Below are 17053 nucleotides of genomic sequence, written 5' to 3' on the forward strand. Positions count from 1 at the left end.
ATTACCCTACGGAAAAGCAATGATAGCAGACGTATTTATAAAAAGGCCGGTCACTTCCATCGTTGTATCGGTGGTGATCGTACTGGTGGGATTGATCGCCATGACGACTCTTCCCATTTCGCAATACCCCGACATCACACCGCCCACGGTGTCGGTAACGGGTATCTATACCGGCGCCGATGCGCAGACGGTAGAACAGACCACGACCACGGCCATGGAGACCCAGATCAACGGTACACCCGGCATGGCCTACATGTCCTCCAACAGTACCGGTAGTGGTCAAAGTAGTATTACAGTAACATTCGACATCGGTACCGACATCAACATCGCCACCCTCGACGTGCAAAACCGCGTGAGCGTGGCCGAACCGACCCTGCCCGAAGTAGTGCGTCGTCTCGGTGTAACTGTGCGGAAACGTAACCCCAGTATCTTCATGGCGTTGGCGCTGTACTCACCGGAAGGCTCACACGACGCTGTGTTCCTCGGGAACTTCGCCAACATCTATATGAAGGACGCCTTGTCGCGTGTAAAAGGTGTCGGTGATATCTTTTCCCGCGGGGACGACTTCGCTATGCGCATCTGGCTGAACCCGGAAAAACTCGCCGCCCTGAACATGGCGCCTTCTGAAGTAACGGCCGCCCTGGCCGAACAAAACCTGCAGGTAGCAGCCGGTTCGGTAGGGGGTAACCCGCAACGCAATGTACAGGCGTTTGAATACAACGTACTGACCAATAGCCGGATCAACAAAAAGGAAGACTTCGAAAACATCATCGTGCGTACCACCCCGGCCACGGGCAACATGGTATACCTGAAAGATGTTGCCCGCGTCGAGCTGAAACGATTTGACTATGGCAACAATTCGTTTGTAAACGGCAAGCCTTGCGCCTTCCTGCTGATATACCTCGCGCCCGGTGCCAATGCCCTGGAGACAGCCGAAGGGGTGAACCACACCCTGCAGGAAATGAAGAAAAGCTTCCCGAAAGATTTGGACTACCTCATTCCCGTAGAAACAACCTCGGTGGTGGAAGTATCCATCGAAGAAGTATTGCACACCCTCGTAGAAGCCCTGTTGCTCGTGATCATCGTGGTGTTCCTGTTCCTCCAGAACTGGCGCTCGACCCTGATTCCGATCCTGGCGATCCCGGTATCGTTGATCGGTACATTCATCTTCTTTATACCGTTCGGCTTTACGATCAACACACTGACACTGTTCGCCTTCGTACTGGCCATCGGTATCGTGGTGGATGATGCGATCGTTGTGGTCGAAGCGGTGCAGCATAATATGGACCATGAAGGGCTTACACCGAAAGAAGCAACGCAGAAAGCGATGCGTGACATTAGTGGTCCGGTAATCGCCATCGCGTTGATCCTGACGGCCGTATTCGTACCCGTAGGCTTTGTGCCCGGTATCGTTGGTAAACTGTACCAACAGTTCGCCATTACCATTGCCATCTCCGTATTGATCTCGGCCTTCGTCGCCCTTTCGCTGACACCTGCGCTGTGTATGCTGATGCTGCGGCCTGCCGATAAGAACGGTAAGAAAAACTTCCTGGACCGCTTCTTTGATGCCTTCAACCGCTGGTTCGATCGCGTGTCACACGCGTATACCGGAGGCGTACACTCCTGGATCAAGCGCACCCCGCTGGTCATGATCATGATGGTGTGTGTATTTGTCGGACTGTTCCTGCTCTTTAAAAATAAACCGACAGGCTTTATCCCGACGGAAGATGAAAAGCGTGTTATCGTAACCTATGAGTTGCCCGAAGGTGCGTCTACCCAGCGCAGCATCGCGATGATGTTGGATCTGCAGAAACGCCTCAAACAAATCCCCGCTGTAGAGGTAGTGGGTGGTCTTGCAGGATTGAACGTACTGACGTTCTCCAACAAGTCTAACTCCGGTACGGTGTTTATTGCCTTGAAGCATTGGAATGAGCGTAACCTCAAGACCGAAAGTGTGCCCGCCATTATCGCCGAAATCCAGAAACGCACAGCCGACATTAAAGAGGCACGTGTTATCGCGATCTCGCCGCCCGCCATTCCGGGGTTGGGTCAATCGTCTGGTTTTACATTCGAATTACAACAAACGACCAGCACCGACGACGTGCAGAAATTTGAAGGCGTGATGCGCAAATTCCTCGGTGCTGTGAACCAGCGTCCGGAGATCGCCATGGCCTACTCGTTCTTCACTGCCCGCACGCCTAGCTACCAGGTTGACGTGGACAAAGAGAAAGCCAAGAAGCTCGGTGTATCCGTCGCGGAAGCGTACGGCACCCTGGCTACCTTGTTGGGAAGCTCGTACGTAAACGACTTTAACATCTACGGTCGTAACTTCCGCGTGATGGCACAGGCCGACTCGACATACCGTGGTAACATCAATGACATCGGTCGCTACCGCGTGCGCAACAGCGCCGGCGGCATGGTACCGCTCAGTGCGCTGATTACCTCACGCGTGATCGAAACCCCTGCCGTGGTATCGCACTACAACCTCTACCGCTCCGCGGAGATCATGGGTGCTGCGAAGCCCGGCTTCAGTAGCGGGCAGGCCATCGAGGCGCTGCGCGAGGTAGCAGACCAAACGTTGCCTGCGGGATACGGCTATGACTTCTCCGGCATGAGCCGCGAAGAGATCAAAGCCGGTAGCAGTACCGGTATGATCTTCGCCATCTCCATTGTGTTTGTGTTCCTCTTCCTGGCGGCCCTGTATGAAAGCTGGTCGGTACCCTTCTCGGTACTCTTTGCAGTACCCGTCGGCGCGCTCGGATCGATCCTCACGCTGACGTTCTTGCCCAGCCTGACCAACAACATCTACGCACAGATCGGTCTCATTACCCTCATCGGATTGGCGGCGAAGAACGCCATCCTGATCGTCGAGTTCGCCAAAGAACGTTTTGACCGGGGTATCGATGTGATACCGGCTACACTCGAAGCCGTGCAGCTGCGTCTCCGCCCCATCATCATGACGTCGCTGGCGTTCATCCTGGGCGTGTTGCCACTGGCCTTCTCGGCTGGTGCCGGTGCTGAAGCACGTAAGACCATCGGCTGGACCGTAGCCGGGGGGATGCTTGCCGCCAGCTCGCTGGCAATCTTTGTGGTCCCCGTACTGTACGTACTGGTAACCAAGATCGCGTACCGCAATCGGAAAATCGAAGAACCACCGGCATATGCCGTGGAACAACCGATAACGCCGCACTAACAAACAAATCGTATAACAGAGAGCTGCCCAGGGAAACCCGGGCAGCTTTTTTTATGACTACTGACATACCCTTGTCACACACCCTTGCCAAATTGGGATTCATAAAAACAACAGACGTATGCGAAAAGTAATCTTAGACCTTGCCGTGACACTCGACGGCTTTATCGAAGGCCCCCGCGGAGAAATCGATTGGTGCATCATGGACGATGAGGTCGGAGAGTACTTCCAGGCATTCCGCGCGTCCATCGACACCGTGTTGTACGGCCGCACCAGCTACCAGGAGTTTGGCAATCATCAGCCCGATGCCAACAGTCCCCAGGAAGTCATCGACTTCTACCGCGACATAAACCAGATGAAAAAATATGTCTTCTCCCGGACGCTCGACACCGCTGCCGGTAATACGACATTGATCAAAGACAACATCGCCGAAGAAGTAAACAAGATCAAAGAACAACCCGGCAAAGATATCTGGCTCTTTGGCGGTGCGTCGCTGATTACCACCTTTGTAAACCAGGACCTTGTGGACGAATACCGGTTGTCTGTACATCCTATTGTACTCGGCGGCGGCAAGGCACTCTTCCAGAACATACAACACCGGGTAGGACTTACATTCCTGAAAGCTGTACCCTATACGTCCGGTGTGGTCACGTTGTATTATCAACGCGCAAACGCGTAATGCTTTCCGGAAATTAGTACCTTTTGCCCATGAACAATACAGCCGACAATACCGCAACGCCCCACATCAGCACCGACAAGGCCCTGATCACGCTGCTGAAGTATAACATCGAGAACTCGATCAAGCTTACCTCCATCATGAAGCGGCAGCTGGAGCTCAAAGCCCTGCTACAGCACGGCACCCTCGACAACGAACAAGTTAACGAAGAGCTGTCTATTCGCCTGGCCCAGATCGATGAGCTCGTGCAAAAAGAATTTCGCAAAGACCTCGAATTTATAACCTCCTGAATATATAACTTACTGGCGAGTCTTAGGCCGTCCCGGCCCAGACCGCTTGCTGGCGCAAGTCTTAGCGCCGCCCCGGCGCGGGGACTTGTGCCTACACCTGGTGCCAGTCTTCAGACTGGCGTGGGGGTAACGTCGTAACCCCAGCCGCCATACATATACATCGTTCCAGTCGCCCCAAATAGTACTAATATATAGTATAGTAAAAATTAAACAATACCTTTACAGCCAGGTAATGATCCTCCCGCAAATCATCGCCTGGCTTTTTTCTTCTGAAAGGTTGCTCCCGCCCGCACCGAGAAAAAGAAACGTTTATTAAAATATACAGCATGAGCAAGTCAGAAGACCTGACACCTGCGCAACGGGTCATTCTACAACGCATAGGAACCAAACTAAAAGAGCTCCGCGAACAGCAGGGGAGGAGCATCGAATCCGTCGCCGCCGAGGCCGGTATTGCCGTTGAGCTATTGTGTGCCATCGAAGCAGGCCGGGAAGAAGTCGTATGGGAGTCCCTCGCCTGGATCAGTGCGCTCTACGGTACGTCGCAGGACGATGTGCCGGGGCGATAGTGTTGTATGCTTTTCGTAAAAAACTTGTATCGATCATCGCTCTTGCAAAACGGGACGATGCCGCTTGTTATATTGCTGCAAACGTTAGCTAACGAAATATTGATTCGTAGGCGAAGCAACATAATAAGGATCGGTAACGATGTCGGTGGTTTTTTATAGTCGCGGTGCGGGAATTATTCGAGGGGCAGAATATGTTCAGTATTTTTGCCTGTTGCAAGATTGCAGCCATACGAATAAAAAGATGAAGAAGAGTTTACTCGCATTGATGTTGGGCGGATTGGCCCTCGGTACGACAGAGTTTGTGATGATGGGCATCCTGCCGGACATTGCCAAAGACCTCGACATATCCATTCCCGTAGCAGGCCACCTGATCTCGGCGTATGCACTCGGGGTGGTGATCGGTGCACCGTTGCTGGTGATACTGGCGGGCACATATCCGCCGAAAAAGATCTTGCTGGCATTGGTCATGATGATCACCGGCTTCAACGCGCTCTCTATGCTGGCACCCGGCTACGACCTCTTGTTCCTGACACGCCTGTTGTCCGGATTACCGCACGGAGCGTTCTTCGGTGTAGGCGCCGTGGTAGCAAGCCGCCTGGCCGACAAAGGTAAAGAGGCGCAAGCCGTATCGATCATGTTTGCCGGTCTTACCGTTGCCAACCTCGCGGGGGTGCCGCTGGGAACCTATATCGGTCACCACATCGACTGGCGGTACGCATTTGTACTCATCGCCTTCATCGGCCTGGTCACCTTGCTGTGCGTACAGCTGTGGATGCCGCGCCTGGAAGCAAAAAGCGACGGCAGCCTGAAAGAACAAATGAAGTTCTTCCGCAGTGCCGACGCCTGGCTGATCATCTGTATCACCGCCATCGGCACCGGCGGACTGTTCTGCTGGATCAGCTACATCGCACCGCTGCTGACAGAGGTCTCGGGCTTTGCTCCGGAATCCGTCCCCTATATTCTGGCCTTCGCAGGCCTGGGCATGGTGTTCGGCAACATTCTCGGCGGCTGGCTCGCCGACCGGTTTTCACCGGCCAGGACCTCGGCAGCCTTGTTAGTCGCGATGGCCGTATCACTTATTCTTGTATATTTCGTATCGTATAACAAAGCCTTCGCCCTGATCATGACGTTTCTCACCGGCGGCATTGCATTTGCCCTGGCAGCGCCCATTCAGGTGCTGATGATCCAGGCAGCGAAGGGTGCCGAGATGCTGGCCGCGGCGGTATCGCAGGCATGCTTTAACCTGGGCAATGCGTTGGGTGCCTACTTAGGCGGTTTGCCCATCGCAGCGGGCCTGGGGTATACCGCACCCGAGTGGGTAGGCGTGCTCATGGCGCTGACCGGCGCACTCGCGGCGGCGGGGCTGATCCGCATCCAGCAAAAACGTGAAACGGAAGTGCCCGACCCGACACCTCAAACCGTATACTAGTATAATAGTAAAGATGATATACTAACCAACCCATTTATGAAAACAAACATCGGAATTCAGGAAGATCGCACCCAGGCAGTAGCCGTCCAATTGTCCAAGCTGCTGGCAGACGAGTATGTACTCTACACCAAGACGCGCAACGCGCACTGGAACGTAGAAGGTCCGGACTTTCACAACATGCACCTTTTCTTCGAGAGCCAGTACGAGCAGCTGGATGAGATCATCGACAACGTAGCCGAACGCGTGCGCGCCCTGGGCCACTACGCCCCCGCTACACTCAAGAGCTTTCTGCAGCTCACACACCTGACCGAATACAGCGAGCGTGAAAACACCAGCAAAGGTTTTCTCGAAGAGCTGCTGACCGACCACGACAGCATCATCACCTTCCTGCGCGAAAACATCGAACCGTTCGCCAACGAATACCGCGACGCCGGCACCAGCGACTTCATCACCGGGCTGATGGAAACGCACGAAAAGATGGCCTGGATGCTCCGAGCACATTTGAAGTAATCTTTGTAGTATAGGCGTAGATGAAGACGATTTGCTTCATCTACGCCTGTACCAGCGGAACGCCTTCTTACAGGCCGTTCTGTTGCTGTCCAACCCGTTACGCCGACACCGGATAGCCAACCGGCGGCCGGGCATCACCATCCTTTCATTAGCCTGTGCGTTATCCGACCAGCAGGGTTGTCCTTCAGACTCGCCCGTACCCACCACCCAACGCGACAGCCTGCGACTAACAGGCACCATCGGCCACATCACGGCCAGTCTGCTTTGAGTAAGGTAAAATGTTAAAATAGGGCACCAGCCCAACGAGCAGCTCAGTCCAAACCATAGAAAAATGCTAAATCGTGCCACCTGACAGTAAATCACACGATCCACAGCCCCTAATCCGCAGGAAATTTTTCTTTTGATGCCCCAACGTCAAAAACGGATTATTACATTTGAGCTTTGCGGATTCCAACGCCCACCCGCAGGGTGCGGCAGTAGGACAATCCGTTTTCCACTAAGCAACCGAAACACCAACTATGAACAGAAGAACATTTATGCAGCAGGCCGGAATGGCAGGAACAGGCATTCTGTTAAGCAGCCAACTGGCACTGGGTGCAGAAGATGCGGGCTTCCCCATCGTACGCACGGCGCCGTCCAAACGTAAATTCACGAGCAAGGCCGTGGAACAAGCCATCGCCGAGTTTCGCAAAAACGTCAAGAACAAAGAGCTGGCCTGGTTGTTTGAAAATTGCTTTCCCAATACGCTCGACACCACCGTATTCCACACCACCAAAAACGGTCGCCCCGATACATACGTCATCACCGGCGACATCGACGCCATGTGGCTCCGCGATAGCAGCGCGCAAGTGTGGCCCTACCTCGACTTCATGAAAGCCGACAAGCCCCTCCAGCAGCTCATCGCCGGCGTCATCAACCGCCAGACAGCGTGTGTACTGAAAGATCCTTATGCCAACGCCTTCTACGGCGACGAAAGTAAGGTAGGGGAGTGGGCAAAAGACCGCACCGATATGAAGCCCGGCGTGCACGAACGCAAGTGGGAGATCGACTCCCTGTGTTACCCCATTCGCCTGGCCTACCACTACTGGAAGATCAGCGGCGACACCGCGCCTTTCGACAACAACTGGCAGCAGTCCGTCAAGGCTATCCTGAAAACATTCAAAGATCAGCAGCGCAAAGAAAACCTCGGCCCCTACAAGTTCCAACGCGAGACAGCGGTGGCAACCGACACGCAGCCGATGAGCGGTTATGGCTATCCGGTAAAACCCGTAGGCCTCATCTGCTCGGCGTTCCGCCCCAGCGACGACGCCACCGTACATTCGTTCCTCATACCGTCGAACTACTTCGCCGTGGTCAGCTTGCGCCAGGCAGCAGAAATGTTCGTGGCCATTGCCAAGGACAATCAAACAGCCGGCGAGCTGAAAGCACTGGCCGACGAAGTGGAAAAAGCACTGCAGCTCTATGCGACAACCGAACACAAAGACTTCGGCAAGCTCTACGCGTTTGAAGTAAACGGCTTTGGTAGCTACCTGCTGATGGACGATGCCAACATCCCCAGCCTGCTGGCCCTGCCGTACCTGGGCGCCGTCGCGAAGAACGACCCGGTATATGTCACCACCCGCAAGTTCCTGTTCTCGTCCGAGAACCCCTTCTTCTTCAAAGGCACGGCCGGCGAAGGTATCGGTGGCCCGCACGTAGGACAGGACATGATCTGGCCCATGAGCCTCATCATGCGCGGCCTCACCAGCGACGACGAGCAGGAGATCAAAGCGTGCATCGATATTCTGAAGCGTTCGCACGGCGACACCGGCTTCATGCACGAGTCGTTCCACAAAGACGATCCGAAGAATTTTACCCGTTCCTGGTTCGCCTGGACCAACACCCTCTTTGGTGAGTTCCTGTGGAAAGTATATAAGCAGAAACCGCAGCTGTTGGCCTAAGGCATCAACGCATAGGCATCACGATAAAGCGGCACCCCGGCAAAATGTCGGGGTGCTTTTTTTATAGCATGCCTGTGTGGGAAAATGGAAACAGCTTAGGAGAGAAACGCTACTGTAAGACGGCGTGCTCTTCCAGGATACAGTCGCCCTTGGTGACGGTCATTTCGCGGCGTACAGCCTCGCTGGTCATACGCACGATCCAGTTCTTCCAGATAGGATGTAATACCACGGTATAGGTACGGCCCGCCGAAAGAAAGTCGGGAAACTCGTCCAGAAAGACGACGTAGAGGTGATTAAAATACCGGACCTTTTGATGAATTTCAGGATTGAATTCCATAGAGAACGAAAGACATGTTCGTTTTTATCATACTGTAATGTTAGCAAATCCCGCCAACACCTGGCCGTAAAGGCATAGTACTATTTTACCATTCAATACCCGGAAATACCCCCGTAATGATTCAGGCCGGGTTCGAAGATAAGCTGATTATGAATGTTTTAGGGAAAATGAGTGATTCCGCTTAATTTTACGAAGCAGGCGCCGGTCTGCCATTATACGCACCAGGAGCACTATGTTTTCACACGTACATTTCCCACAAAAGCTTGCTCCCGAAGACCTCGATATGTACCTGGCCGCAGGCTGGTTTCGCATGGCCCAAAGCATCTTTACCACCAACTTCCTCAACTTTAAAGGGCAGTTCTATAGCGCCATCTGGCTGCGCGTAGCATTAGAGAAGTTTACCGCCGATAAAACCCAGCAAAAGATCATCAAACGCAACAGCGCCTTCCGTACGGAGATACAACCCGCTAAGGTTACCCTGGCGCAAGAGGCCCTCTTCACTACTTACCGTGCCAGCGTATCGTTCGAAGCCGCCACGTCACTGAATAGCCTGCTATATGGAAAAGTATTCTATGCAATATTCGATACCTACGAAGTAAACATATATGATGGCGACCGCCTCATTGCCAGCGGCTTCTTCGACCTCGGCCGTAACAGCGCCGCCGGCATCACCAGCTTCTACGATCCCGAGTACCGAAAATACAGCCTGGGCCGTTACCTGATATACCTTAAGATGGCATACTGCCAACAGCAGGGTCTCGAGTATTTTTACCCCGGCTACTTTGTGCCCGGCTATACCTTGTTCGACTACAAGCTCGACATGAACCGCGACCTGCTGCAGTTCTTACCGGTAGGCACCGGCCAGTGGACGCCCATCGGGCTGTTCTCGCCTGCCGTAAACCCCTTGCTGGTCATGCACCAGAAGCTGGAGGCCATACAAGAGGAACTTCAGCAGGCCGGCATTGCCATGGCGTTATATCAATACGAATTCTTCGACGGCAACCTCATCCCCGAGCTGAGCGACATCGACCTGTTCGACTTCCCCCTATTCCTCAAAGGCGCCGACCCCGCCCTGGGCGAGCTGGGTTCCTGGATCGTCTACGACGTACGTGACGAACAATACCACGTCTTCCAGTGCACCATCGTCGGCACCCCCGCCATCCCTGGCCAGACGCCCGGCAACTATACCGACCACCTGGTCAAGTTTGACCACGACATCGCCGCCGCACCCCATGCCGAAGGCATCATTCCCATTATCAAAGCACAACTCGCATGAACTATATCGTCTATCTTTCGCACTCCAGCAAAGACATCTACTACGAAGCTTTGTACTCCATTTACTCCCTGGCCATACGCCAGGACCTGCGGGGCGTATCATTCATCATTTATACCGACGACCCCAGCGCCTTTCAAAAATACCTGGGCCACGCGCAGGTGCACTACGAGACCATGACGCCGGCGCTCATGCGCGAGTGGCGTGGCAAACACAACTTCGTACACCGCGCCAAGGTCCGGACGCTACAAGATGTATTGACCAAATACACCGGCAACTTCCTCTTCCTCGATTCAGACACCTACGTCCAGCAAAACCTCGCGCCCATTTTCAGTCGCATCCAGGCCGGCGAGCTTTTCATGGACCGCATGGAAAAACACCTGGACCGTTCGAAGATCTATAAGGCGCTGCTGAATCATACTGTCGCCATAGACGGCATCCCCGTGACCTTTACCGAAGAGGTGGAGATCTGGAATACGGGCGCCGTCGGCTATACCAATGCCACCGCCCCGCTGTTGGAAAAAAGCCTGGCCTTAACGGATCAACTGCTGGACTATTACATCCGCCACATCATCGAGCAGTTCGCCATCTCCTATACCTTCCAGCGCGACAGGCGCTTGAACCCGCTCGATGCCTACGTCTTTCATTATTGGAACGTAAAAGAATTCCGCGGCTACCTGCGTCAGATCTTTGAGCACCCCGCCGCCGAAGACCGCCAGTCGCTGGAAATGATCGTGCGCAAAATCGACCCATCGGTATTGTTAAAACAAAAGCTGGACTGGAAATACAACGGCGGCATAGTACGCGCCATCGAGCGAATGTTCGGAAAGAAGTTTGCCCTCGCGCCACTAAAGATTGAGGAGTTGCTATAAAAACTCCTTACCATTGTATTTACACCTCCGATCATTACCCAGCATGACTTTCCGCACCTTCTTTCTGGCTAGTATAGTATTCGTGGCCGGCAGCGCTGCCGCGCAAACGCCCTTTCAGAAATCCACCGACATCCTGCTGTTCCTGCAAAAGCGCACCCCCTTTAGCGGCATGGTCTTGATCGTACAGGACGGTAAAAAAATCTATGAGAACGCAGGAGGCTACGCCGACCGGGAGGCAGAAAGTTTATTTAAACACCATGACCAGTTTGTAATCGGCTCCATCAGCAAACAATTCACGGCGGTTCTCATCTTACAAGAATACGACAAAGGCCACCTCAAGCCCGAAGACGCGATCAGCAAATACCTGCCGGACCTCAAACAACCTTGGGCCGACTCCGTCACTATCCACCAGTTGCTCACGCATACCCACGGCATCGTAGGCCTCGACAAGCCGTTGAAATTTAAAGCCGGCACAAGCTATTCTTATTCGCAGATCGGCTACGAGCTATTATCACAGATCGTCGCCAGGACCTCCGGAGAAAACTTCCCCGCGCTCTCCGCCGCATTATTCCGCCGCTGCGGCATGGAACACACCACGCACCCGAGGAGTGCGCACCCTACCCTTGTCAAAGGCTATACCGGTGACAAAAACTATATACTACACTACGAAACCGAAAGCCTCGTAAACTACCCGGCCGCCGGCGCTTTCATCTCTACTACCGAAGACCTGGTAAAATGGAATGAGTGTCTGCATAGCGGCAAGCTCCTCAAACCCGCCACCTACACACGCATGTTCACGATGAAAGAGGGCGCCGTCCGCGACCACCCCCTCTTCGGCAAAACCTACTACGGCTACGGCCCCACCATCACCGAAGAAGACGGCATCACGTGGGTCGGCCAAACCGGCTTCTGCCCCGGCTTCGTCTCCATGAATTATTATTACCCCGCCACTAAAACCAGCGTCATCATGCTCAGCAACACCGTGTATAACGAAGACGACCTCCCCGAAACATTTTACTACCACGTGCAAATGCTGAAGGAAATGAAAAAATATCTGCTCGATCAGCGCGCAAAGAAATAGACGTCGCACACGCAACCATTACGGGGCGAGACGAGCCGTAGTGCACAAAATTCCCACCTGCATTCAATTCTGTAGTGTATATTTGTTTAACGCAGATTATATGCACACACAACGCCTGTATTATATTTTCCTACTGGCAGCCCTGACCACCTGCTCCCCCAAAAAGCTCACCTCCGAAGAGCTCCAATCCTACCAGTCCGAAATCGAAGCCTGGCACCAGGACCGCCTCGACGAGGTAAAGTCTCCCCAAGGTTGGCTCAACCTCGTCGGCCTATATTGGCTGGAACCCGGCATCAACACCTTCGGCACCGCGCCCGACAACAAGGTCATCTTTCCCGAAGGAACAATCGCGCCTAAAGCCGGCTACTATAGAGTGAACCAGCATGACATAACCTTCATGCCCATAGACGCCGCCATCGCCATCAACGGCCAGCCCATAGTAATCGAAACGACCATTCCCTTCGACTCCCTCCGCGGCGCCATCTTCACCAGCGGTTCACTGGAGTGGTTCATCCTCCGCCGCGACACCCGTCTGGGCATCCGCTTACGCGACCTGAACAGCCAGGCCGTAAAAACATTCAAGGGCATCGAGCGATACCCCGTCAATCCTGCCTATCGCATCGAAGCGACCTTTGAGCGTGCCGACTCCACGCACACCATCAACATCACCAATGTCATTGGCCAGACAACAGCCCAGTCCTCGCCAGGCACCCTGGTCTTCACATTACACGGCCAGGAACATCGCCTGGACGCTCTCGAAGAAGGAGATGAGCTTTTCGTCATCTTCGGTGACGAGACCAGCGGCAAAGACACGTACGGCGGCGGCCGCTTCGTATACACCGACAAACCGAACGCCAAAAACAAAGTGTACATTGACTTCAATAAAGCCCACAATCCACCCTGCGTCTTCACCCCTTATGCCACGTGCCCGCTACCACCCGCGCAAAATATAGTGAAGGTATCTATAGAGGCCGGTGAGAAAAATTATCACGCCGAAGGCCAGTCAGGGACAGCAAAGGGTATATAACGATAATCGACATGTATAAAAAGAAAAACGTTCTTCTCACGATTGCATTTCTCCTCGCCGGTGTTGCCTATGCTCAAACACCCGCCATGAAGAAGGTAGCGGAAAGCATTGCTACTGAGCAAACCAACCTGGAACAACTCTATCGTTATCTGCATGAACATCCCGAACTATCCGCACAGGAAGAGAAGACCTCCGCGCGCATGGCGCAGGAGTTAAAACAACTCGGCTTCGACGTCGTTGAAAAGATCGGTGGCTACGGCCTTGCGGGGATATTAAAGAACGGCGACGGTCCCGTAGTATTGATCCGCACTGACATGGATGCACTGCCGCTGGAGGAGAAGACGGGGTTGGCATATGCCAGCAAGGCTCGGGGTATCAACGCAGCGGGGCAGGAGGTAGGTATTATGCACGCCTGCGGCCATGACCTGCACATGTCCGTATTCATCGGCACGGCACGGGCGCTGGTACACGCGCGAAAACATTGGCATGGAACATTAGTGATGGTGGCACAGCCGTCCGAGGAAAACGGTTTTGGTGCCGAGAAGATGTTCAGCAACGGCCTCTACGAAAAGATCCCTTATCCTGATGTAGCCCTGGCGTTACACAACCACGCCACACTACCCGCCGGAAGCGTAGGCTACAATCCCGGCAACTTCATGGCCAGCGTCGACATGATGAACATCACCGTCCACGGTCAGGGTGGACACGGCGCCGCCCCGCACCAAACCATCGACCCCGTCGTCCTCAGTGCCCAGATGATCTTAGCTTTTCAGACAATCGTCAGCCGCGAAATAAATCCTCTTGAACCGGCCGTCATCACCGTCGGGTCGATCCACGGCGGCACCGTACACAACATCATCTCCGACGAAGTAAAATTACAGCTCACACTCCGCTCATATTCCCCCGCCGTACGCAAACAGATCATCGCCTCCATCGAAAACAAAGCAAAACACCTGGCCCTCCAGGCCGGCCTCCCCGAAACCAAGCTCCCCGAAATCACCATCAACGAACCCCGCGTCCCGGCCACAATCAACGACAAAGACCTTACCCTAAAACTGGTCAACGTCTTTCAAAACACCTTCGGCAAAGACCGCGTCTCCGAAGTTCCGTCCGCCATGGTAGGCGAAGACTTCAGCTGGTTCGCCCTCCAACAAAAGAAAGTCCCGATCTGCATGTTCTGGCTCGGCACCGCCGGCGAGGAGGCACTAAAGACGTCTCAGCAAACGGGTAAATCTTTATCGTCACTACACGCGGCTACATTCGCACCGACAGTGAACCCAACGCTACAGACAGGCATCACTGCGATGAGCGCGGCAGCATTATCGCTGTTGCGTTAATATATTGTGTTAAAATATATATGTGGGACATGTGGCGCAAGGTACGCGGCACCTGGCGCAGGTCTTAGCCCCGCCTCGGGGCGGAGACCTGTGCCCAGTATGGATGCAGTCTCCGACTGCAGTTTCAGTCACAAGAGCCGCGCTACGCGCTAACTCTTGCGCCAGCAGCACCAGGATTTAACAGCAGTTACTCCTTCGAAGCCTTCGCCCCCGGCAACCGACTCTTCAGAAAAGCAATCTGCCCGCGGTGATTCGATTCATGCTCACACACATGAAACCATTTCCAATAGGTATTGAGTGGTTCCTCCTTCGACCACTCCGGATCCACCGCCAGCAACCATGCATCATCTTTCGTCTTCAATGTTGCCAGCGTCTTCTCCCGCACCGGCGTGATCTTATCAACATAATACTTTATCTCGTTCCCCTTAATCTGCTTCCGCCCCTCATCACCAAGTTCCATCGCCGCGCCCCATTCCTTCTTCTCTGCGTCATTAAAATCCTGACGCCCTTCAAATGTATTCGCCTGATAAAAAGTCTCTGTAGCACCCAGGTGCATCAGTAACGCCCCAATGGTATTTGCCTTCGGGTCAAGCAAGAAATCCAGTTCCTGTTTCGTAAACGCCTTCGTCATATTCAAAATCGTAAACCGATTATAATTCAACATCGACACGAGCGTGCCGATCTGCGGTGAATACCCGGGTGTGGGCCCGATAACATAGACACCATCTTTCATCGCTGGCACAGCGGCATCGGCTGCCGTCGCAAATGTGCCGAGTCCGGCGGTCAATCCGGCGAGTCCGGCCGTTAGTTGTGTTGTCGTGCGCAGAAAGCTTCTGCGGCTTTGGGAGGGGGCGGTCGTGTTCATGGGTTTTGGTGGTATGGTTAACGTAATAAAGGGAAAGCGGAATTTAGTGTATCACGTGCATTTATCATAGCGGCCGCGCGCATACTTCCCCTCCGCATTGTCTATTTTTTTCTGAAGAAGTACGTAACTTGGTCTACACAAAGGCCTGACTTGTCGCAAGCCCGTGACCCTGCACACACGAAATCGGTTACAAAAGGCGTAATGCAGATATGCATAAACGAAAAGACTTACCTAACCCAAAACGAACATGCAGCGAAAGCAATTTTTGAAGACCCTGGGAATGACAAGCATGCTGATGCCCTTGCTGCATGCATGCGGCAGTGATGACGACGCCAGCGCGGGCACCGAAACGGGCGACTGCGCCCTCACCGACAGCGAAACCGCCGGCCCATTTCCCACCAAGAGCCCGGCTTCCCTCGTCCTGACCGACATCCGCTCCGACCGCACCGGCGTACCGTTTAATTTTACCATCACGGTACAAAACAAAGCCGAAAACTGCACCGCCCTCGAAGGCGCCATCGTCGACGTATGGCACTGCGACAAAGACGGCTATTATTCGGAATACGGCGGCACACAAATGCAGCAAGAGGATTTCACGAGTGTGCACTTCCTGCGCGGCCGCCAGGTAACGAATGCCGACGGAAAAGTAGGCTTCACATCGATCTTTCCCGGCTGGTACCAGGGGCGCGCCACGCACATCCACGTGCATATTTACAACGCTGATGGCGATTCACTCCTCGTGACGCAGATCGCGTTCCCCGAAGGCTCCAACAGCGCCGTAAGCCAGGTGAACGCCTCGACGGCCAACGGCTACACCAAAGGCATGAGTGGCTATACCACCAACGCCAGCGACAACATCTTTGCCGACTCTCTCGACAACGAGATCGGCACGATCACAGGCAGCGTCGCCGACGGCTTTGAGCTCACGCATACCATTGTTGTCAATGCCTAAGCCGTCCGCATGATGTCGGCAGCCGAAGCAACGATCTACCTGGCAGGACGCCGCGGCTGCTCGCAAACGGATATATACCGCAGCGATCACACGCTAAGTTTTGAAAATTATATACGCGAGGGGAGAGGCACCTTCGGCAACCTCCAGTCCCTCAATGACGATACCCTCGGCGCCGGCGGTACGCGCCTGCTTACCGCCCGCGCCGACAGTATCGTCTGGCTGATACCGCTCATCGGTGGCCTCCAATACGAAACCACCGCCGGCACACAGGCTTCAGTCGAACCAGGCCAAACGCACCGCCTCTGGCTTACCAGCGGCACGCAGCTAAGCATCACAAATTTCTACGAAGACGAGCGCATAAACTTTCTGCACGTATGGTTCAGCCCAATGCCAGCGACAGACGCTATCGAAATAAAGGAATATAGTATAGAATTCGAGCAACAGAACAAACTAACCTCCATCGGCGATCCGGCTATATCTGGCCTTTACATCGGTCAATACCAGGGCCGCGCCGAGGGGATCTGCATTCCCCGCGACGTCGCCAAAGGTATCTTCGCCTTCGTGATCCATGGCGCTTTCGAAATCGAAAACCGCCTACTCGAAACCCGCGACGCAATCGCCCTCTGGAACACCTCCGAAATAGCCTTCGAAGCCCTTTCCAACGATGCGATCGTATTATTCATCGAGCCGTAAATAAATATCACGATA

At 54.0% G+C, this 17053-nt stretch carries 17 protein-coding genes; 15 read left to right on the plus strand and 2 right to left on the minus strand.

The window, feature by feature from the left end; all coding sequences use genetic code 11:
- Nucleotides 1-19: 19 nt before the first annotated feature.
- The 8 genes from K7P01_RS31410 to K7P01_RS31445 all read left to right on the plus strand — a co-directional run bounded on the left by K7P01_RS31410 (nucleotide 20) and on the right by K7P01_RS31445 (nucleotide 8601).
- Nucleotides 20-3193 carry an efflux RND transporter permease subunit gene (locus K7P01_RS31410; RefSeq protein ID WP_267298561.1) on the plus strand — a complete coding sequence of 1058 codons (3174 nt, stop codon included), beginning with the start codon at nucleotides 20-22 and terminating at the stop codon, nucleotides 3191-3193.
- Between the two features lie 118 nt (nucleotides 3194-3311).
- Entirely contained in the window at nucleotides 3312-3869 is a 558-nt protein-coding gene (locus K7P01_RS31415; RefSeq protein ID WP_267298562.1) for a dihydrofolate reductase family protein, read from the plus strand.
- 29 nt (nucleotides 3870-3898) lie between these two features.
- Nucleotides 3899-4156: a hypothetical protein gene (locus tag K7P01_RS31420; protein WP_267298563.1), complete on the plus strand. Its 258-nt coding sequence runs from the start codon at nucleotides 3899-3901 to the stop codon at nucleotides 4154-4156.
- Nucleotides 4157-4482: 326 nt separating this feature from the next.
- A complete protein-coding gene (locus K7P01_RS31425; RefSeq protein ID WP_267298564.1) occupies nucleotides 4483-4722 on the plus strand; it encodes a helix-turn-helix domain-containing protein in 240 nt (79 codons plus the stop codon).
- Nucleotides 4723-4963: 241 nt separating this feature from the next.
- A complete protein-coding gene (locus K7P01_RS31430; RefSeq protein ID WP_267298565.1) occupies nucleotides 4964-6151 on the plus strand; it encodes an MFS transporter in 1188 nt (395 codons plus the stop codon).
- Between the two features lie 36 nt (nucleotides 6152-6187).
- A complete protein-coding gene (locus K7P01_RS31435) occupies nucleotides 6188-6661 on the plus strand; it encodes a Dps family protein (protein ID WP_267298566.1) in 474 nt (157 codons plus the stop codon).
- A gap of 31 nt (nucleotides 6662-6692) precedes the next feature.
- The gene (locus K7P01_RS31440) at nucleotides 6693-6929 is read left to right on the plus strand and encodes a hypothetical protein (protein ID WP_267298567.1); all 237 of its coding nucleotides are present in this window, start codon (nucleotides 6693-6695) and stop codon (nucleotides 6927-6929) included.
- Between the two features lie 250 nt (nucleotides 6930-7179).
- The gene (locus K7P01_RS31445; RefSeq protein WP_267298568.1) at nucleotides 7180-8601 is read left to right on the plus strand and encodes a glycoside hydrolase family 125 protein; all 1422 of its coding nucleotides are present in this window, start codon (nucleotides 7180-7182) and stop codon (nucleotides 8599-8601) included.
- 109 nt (nucleotides 8602-8710) lie between these two features.
- Here K7P01_RS31445 and K7P01_RS31450 read toward each other — a convergent pair whose 3' ends face one another.
- Nucleotides 8711-8938 carry a hypothetical protein gene (locus tag K7P01_RS31450; RefSeq protein WP_267298569.1) on the minus strand — a complete coding sequence of 76 codons (228 nt, stop codon included), beginning with the start codon at nucleotides 8936-8938 and terminating at the stop codon, nucleotides 8711-8713.
- A 232-nt stretch (nucleotides 8939-9170) separates the two neighbouring features.
- Here K7P01_RS31450 and K7P01_RS31455 point away from each other — a divergent pair, with 232 nt between their 5' ends.
- The 5 genes from K7P01_RS31455 to K7P01_RS31475 all read left to right on the plus strand — a co-directional run bounded on the left by K7P01_RS31455 (nucleotide 9171) and on the right by K7P01_RS31475 (nucleotide 14528).
- The gene (locus tag K7P01_RS31455; RefSeq protein WP_267298570.1) at nucleotides 9171-10214 is read left to right on the plus strand and encodes a GNAT family N-acetyltransferase; all 1044 of its coding nucleotides are present in this window, start codon (nucleotides 9171-9173) and stop codon (nucleotides 10212-10214) included.
- A complete protein-coding gene (locus tag K7P01_RS31460) occupies nucleotides 10211-11083 on the plus strand; it encodes a hypothetical protein (RefSeq protein ID WP_267298571.1) in 873 nt (290 codons plus the stop codon). The genes K7P01_RS31455 and K7P01_RS31460 overlap by 4 nt, the downstream gene beginning before the upstream one ends.
- Nucleotides 11084-11126: 43 nt before the next feature.
- Entirely contained in the window at nucleotides 11127-12164 is a 1038-nt protein-coding gene (locus tag K7P01_RS31465) for a serine hydrolase domain-containing protein (RefSeq protein WP_267298572.1), read from the plus strand.
- 100 nt (nucleotides 12165-12264) lie between these two features.
- Entirely contained in the window at nucleotides 12265-13191 is a 927-nt protein-coding gene (locus K7P01_RS31470; protein WP_267298573.1) for a DUF1684 domain-containing protein, read from the plus strand.
- 11 nt (nucleotides 13192-13202) lie between these two features.
- Nucleotides 13203-14528 (plus strand): amidohydrolase, encoded by a 1326-nt coding sequence (locus K7P01_RS31475; protein WP_267298574.1) that lies wholly within the window; start codon nucleotides 13203-13205, stop codon nucleotides 14526-14528.
- Between the two features lie 187 nt (nucleotides 14529-14715).
- Here the strand turns inward: K7P01_RS31475 and K7P01_RS31480 are convergent, their stop codons facing one another.
- Complete coding sequence (locus tag K7P01_RS31480) at nucleotides 14716-15393, minus strand: DinB family protein (protein ID WP_267298575.1); 678 nt, start codon at nucleotides 15391-15393, stop codon at nucleotides 14716-14718.
- 247 nt (nucleotides 15394-15640) lie between these two features.
- Here K7P01_RS31480 and K7P01_RS31485 point away from each other — a divergent pair, with 247 nt between their 5' ends.
- Both K7P01_RS31485 and K7P01_RS31490 read left to right on the plus strand, forming a co-directional pair.
- Complete coding sequence (locus K7P01_RS31485) at nucleotides 15641-16345, plus strand: dioxygenase family protein (protein WP_267298576.1); 705 nt, start codon at nucleotides 15641-15643, stop codon at nucleotides 16343-16345.
- Between the two features lie 9 nt (nucleotides 16346-16354).
- Nucleotides 16355-17038 (plus strand): pirin family protein, encoded by a 684-nt coding sequence (locus K7P01_RS31490; protein WP_267298577.1) that lies wholly within the window; start codon nucleotides 16355-16357, stop codon nucleotides 17036-17038.
- The last annotated feature ends 15 nt before the right edge of the window (nucleotides 17039-17053 follow it).

Origin of the sequence: Parachryseolinea silvisoli (assembly GCF_021190955.1) — a bacterium.
In the GTDB taxonomy this organism is placed as follows: domain Bacteria; phylum Bacteroidota; class Bacteroidia; order Cytophagales; family Cyclobacteriaceae; genus Ohtaekwangia; species Ohtaekwangia silvisoli.

What these genes read in the sequence shown, in the direction of transcription:
- K7P01_RS31485 (WP_267298576.1), top strand. Translation starts at nt 15,641, where the DNA reads ATGCAGCGAAAGCAATTTTTGAAGACCCTGGGAATGACAAGCATGCTG.
- K7P01_RS31410 (WP_267298561.1), top strand. Translation starts at nt 20, where the DNA reads ATGATAGCAGACGTATTTATAAAAAGGCCGGTCACTTCCATCGTTGTA.
- K7P01_RS31490 (WP_267298577.1), top strand. Translation starts at nt 16,355, where the DNA reads ATGATGTCGGCAGCCGAAGCAACGATCTACCTGGCAGGACGCCGCGGC.
- K7P01_RS31460 (WP_267298571.1), top strand. Translation starts at nt 10,211, where the DNA reads ATGAACTATATCGTCTATCTTTCGCACTCCAGCAAAGACATCTACTAC.
- K7P01_RS31445 (WP_267298568.1), top strand. Translation starts at nt 7,180, where the DNA reads ATGAACAGAAGAACATTTATGCAGCAGGCCGGAATGGCAGGAACAGGC.
- K7P01_RS31455 (WP_267298570.1), top strand. Translation starts at nt 9,171, where the DNA reads ATGTTTTCACACGTACATTTCCCACAAAAGCTTGCTCCCGAAGACCTC.
- K7P01_RS31450 (WP_267298569.1), bottom strand. Translation starts at nt 8,938, where the DNA reads ATGGAATTCAATCCTGAAATTCATCAAAAGGTCCGGTATTTTAATCAC.
- K7P01_RS31480 (WP_267298575.1), bottom strand. Translation starts at nt 15,393, where the DNA reads ATGAACACGACCGCCCCCTCCCAAAGCCGCAGAAGCTTTCTGCGCACG.
- K7P01_RS31430 (WP_267298565.1), top strand. Translation starts at nt 4,964, where the DNA reads ATGAAGAAGAGTTTACTCGCATTGATGTTGGGCGGATTGGCCCTCGGT.
- K7P01_RS31465 (WP_267298572.1), top strand. Translation starts at nt 11,127, where the DNA reads ATGACTTTCCGCACCTTCTTTCTGGCTAGTATAGTATTCGTGGCCGGC.
- K7P01_RS31435 (WP_267298566.1), top strand. Translation starts at nt 6,188, where the DNA reads ATGAAAACAAACATCGGAATTCAGGAAGATCGCACCCAGGCAGTAGCC.
- K7P01_RS31425 (WP_267298564.1), top strand. Translation starts at nt 4,483, where the DNA reads ATGAGCAAGTCAGAAGACCTGACACCTGCGCAACGGGTCATTCTACAA.
- K7P01_RS31470 (WP_267298573.1), top strand. Translation starts at nt 12,265, where the DNA reads ATGCACACACAACGCCTGTATTATATTTTCCTACTGGCAGCCCTGACC.
- K7P01_RS31415 (WP_267298562.1), top strand. Translation starts at nt 3,312, where the DNA reads ATGCGAAAAGTAATCTTAGACCTTGCCGTGACACTCGACGGCTTTATC.
- K7P01_RS31420 (WP_267298563.1), top strand. Translation starts at nt 3,899, where the DNA reads ATGAACAATACAGCCGACAATACCGCAACGCCCCACATCAGCACCGAC.
- K7P01_RS31475 (WP_267298574.1), top strand. Translation starts at nt 13,203, where the DNA reads ATGTATAAAAAGAAAAACGTTCTTCTCACGATTGCATTTCTCCTCGCC.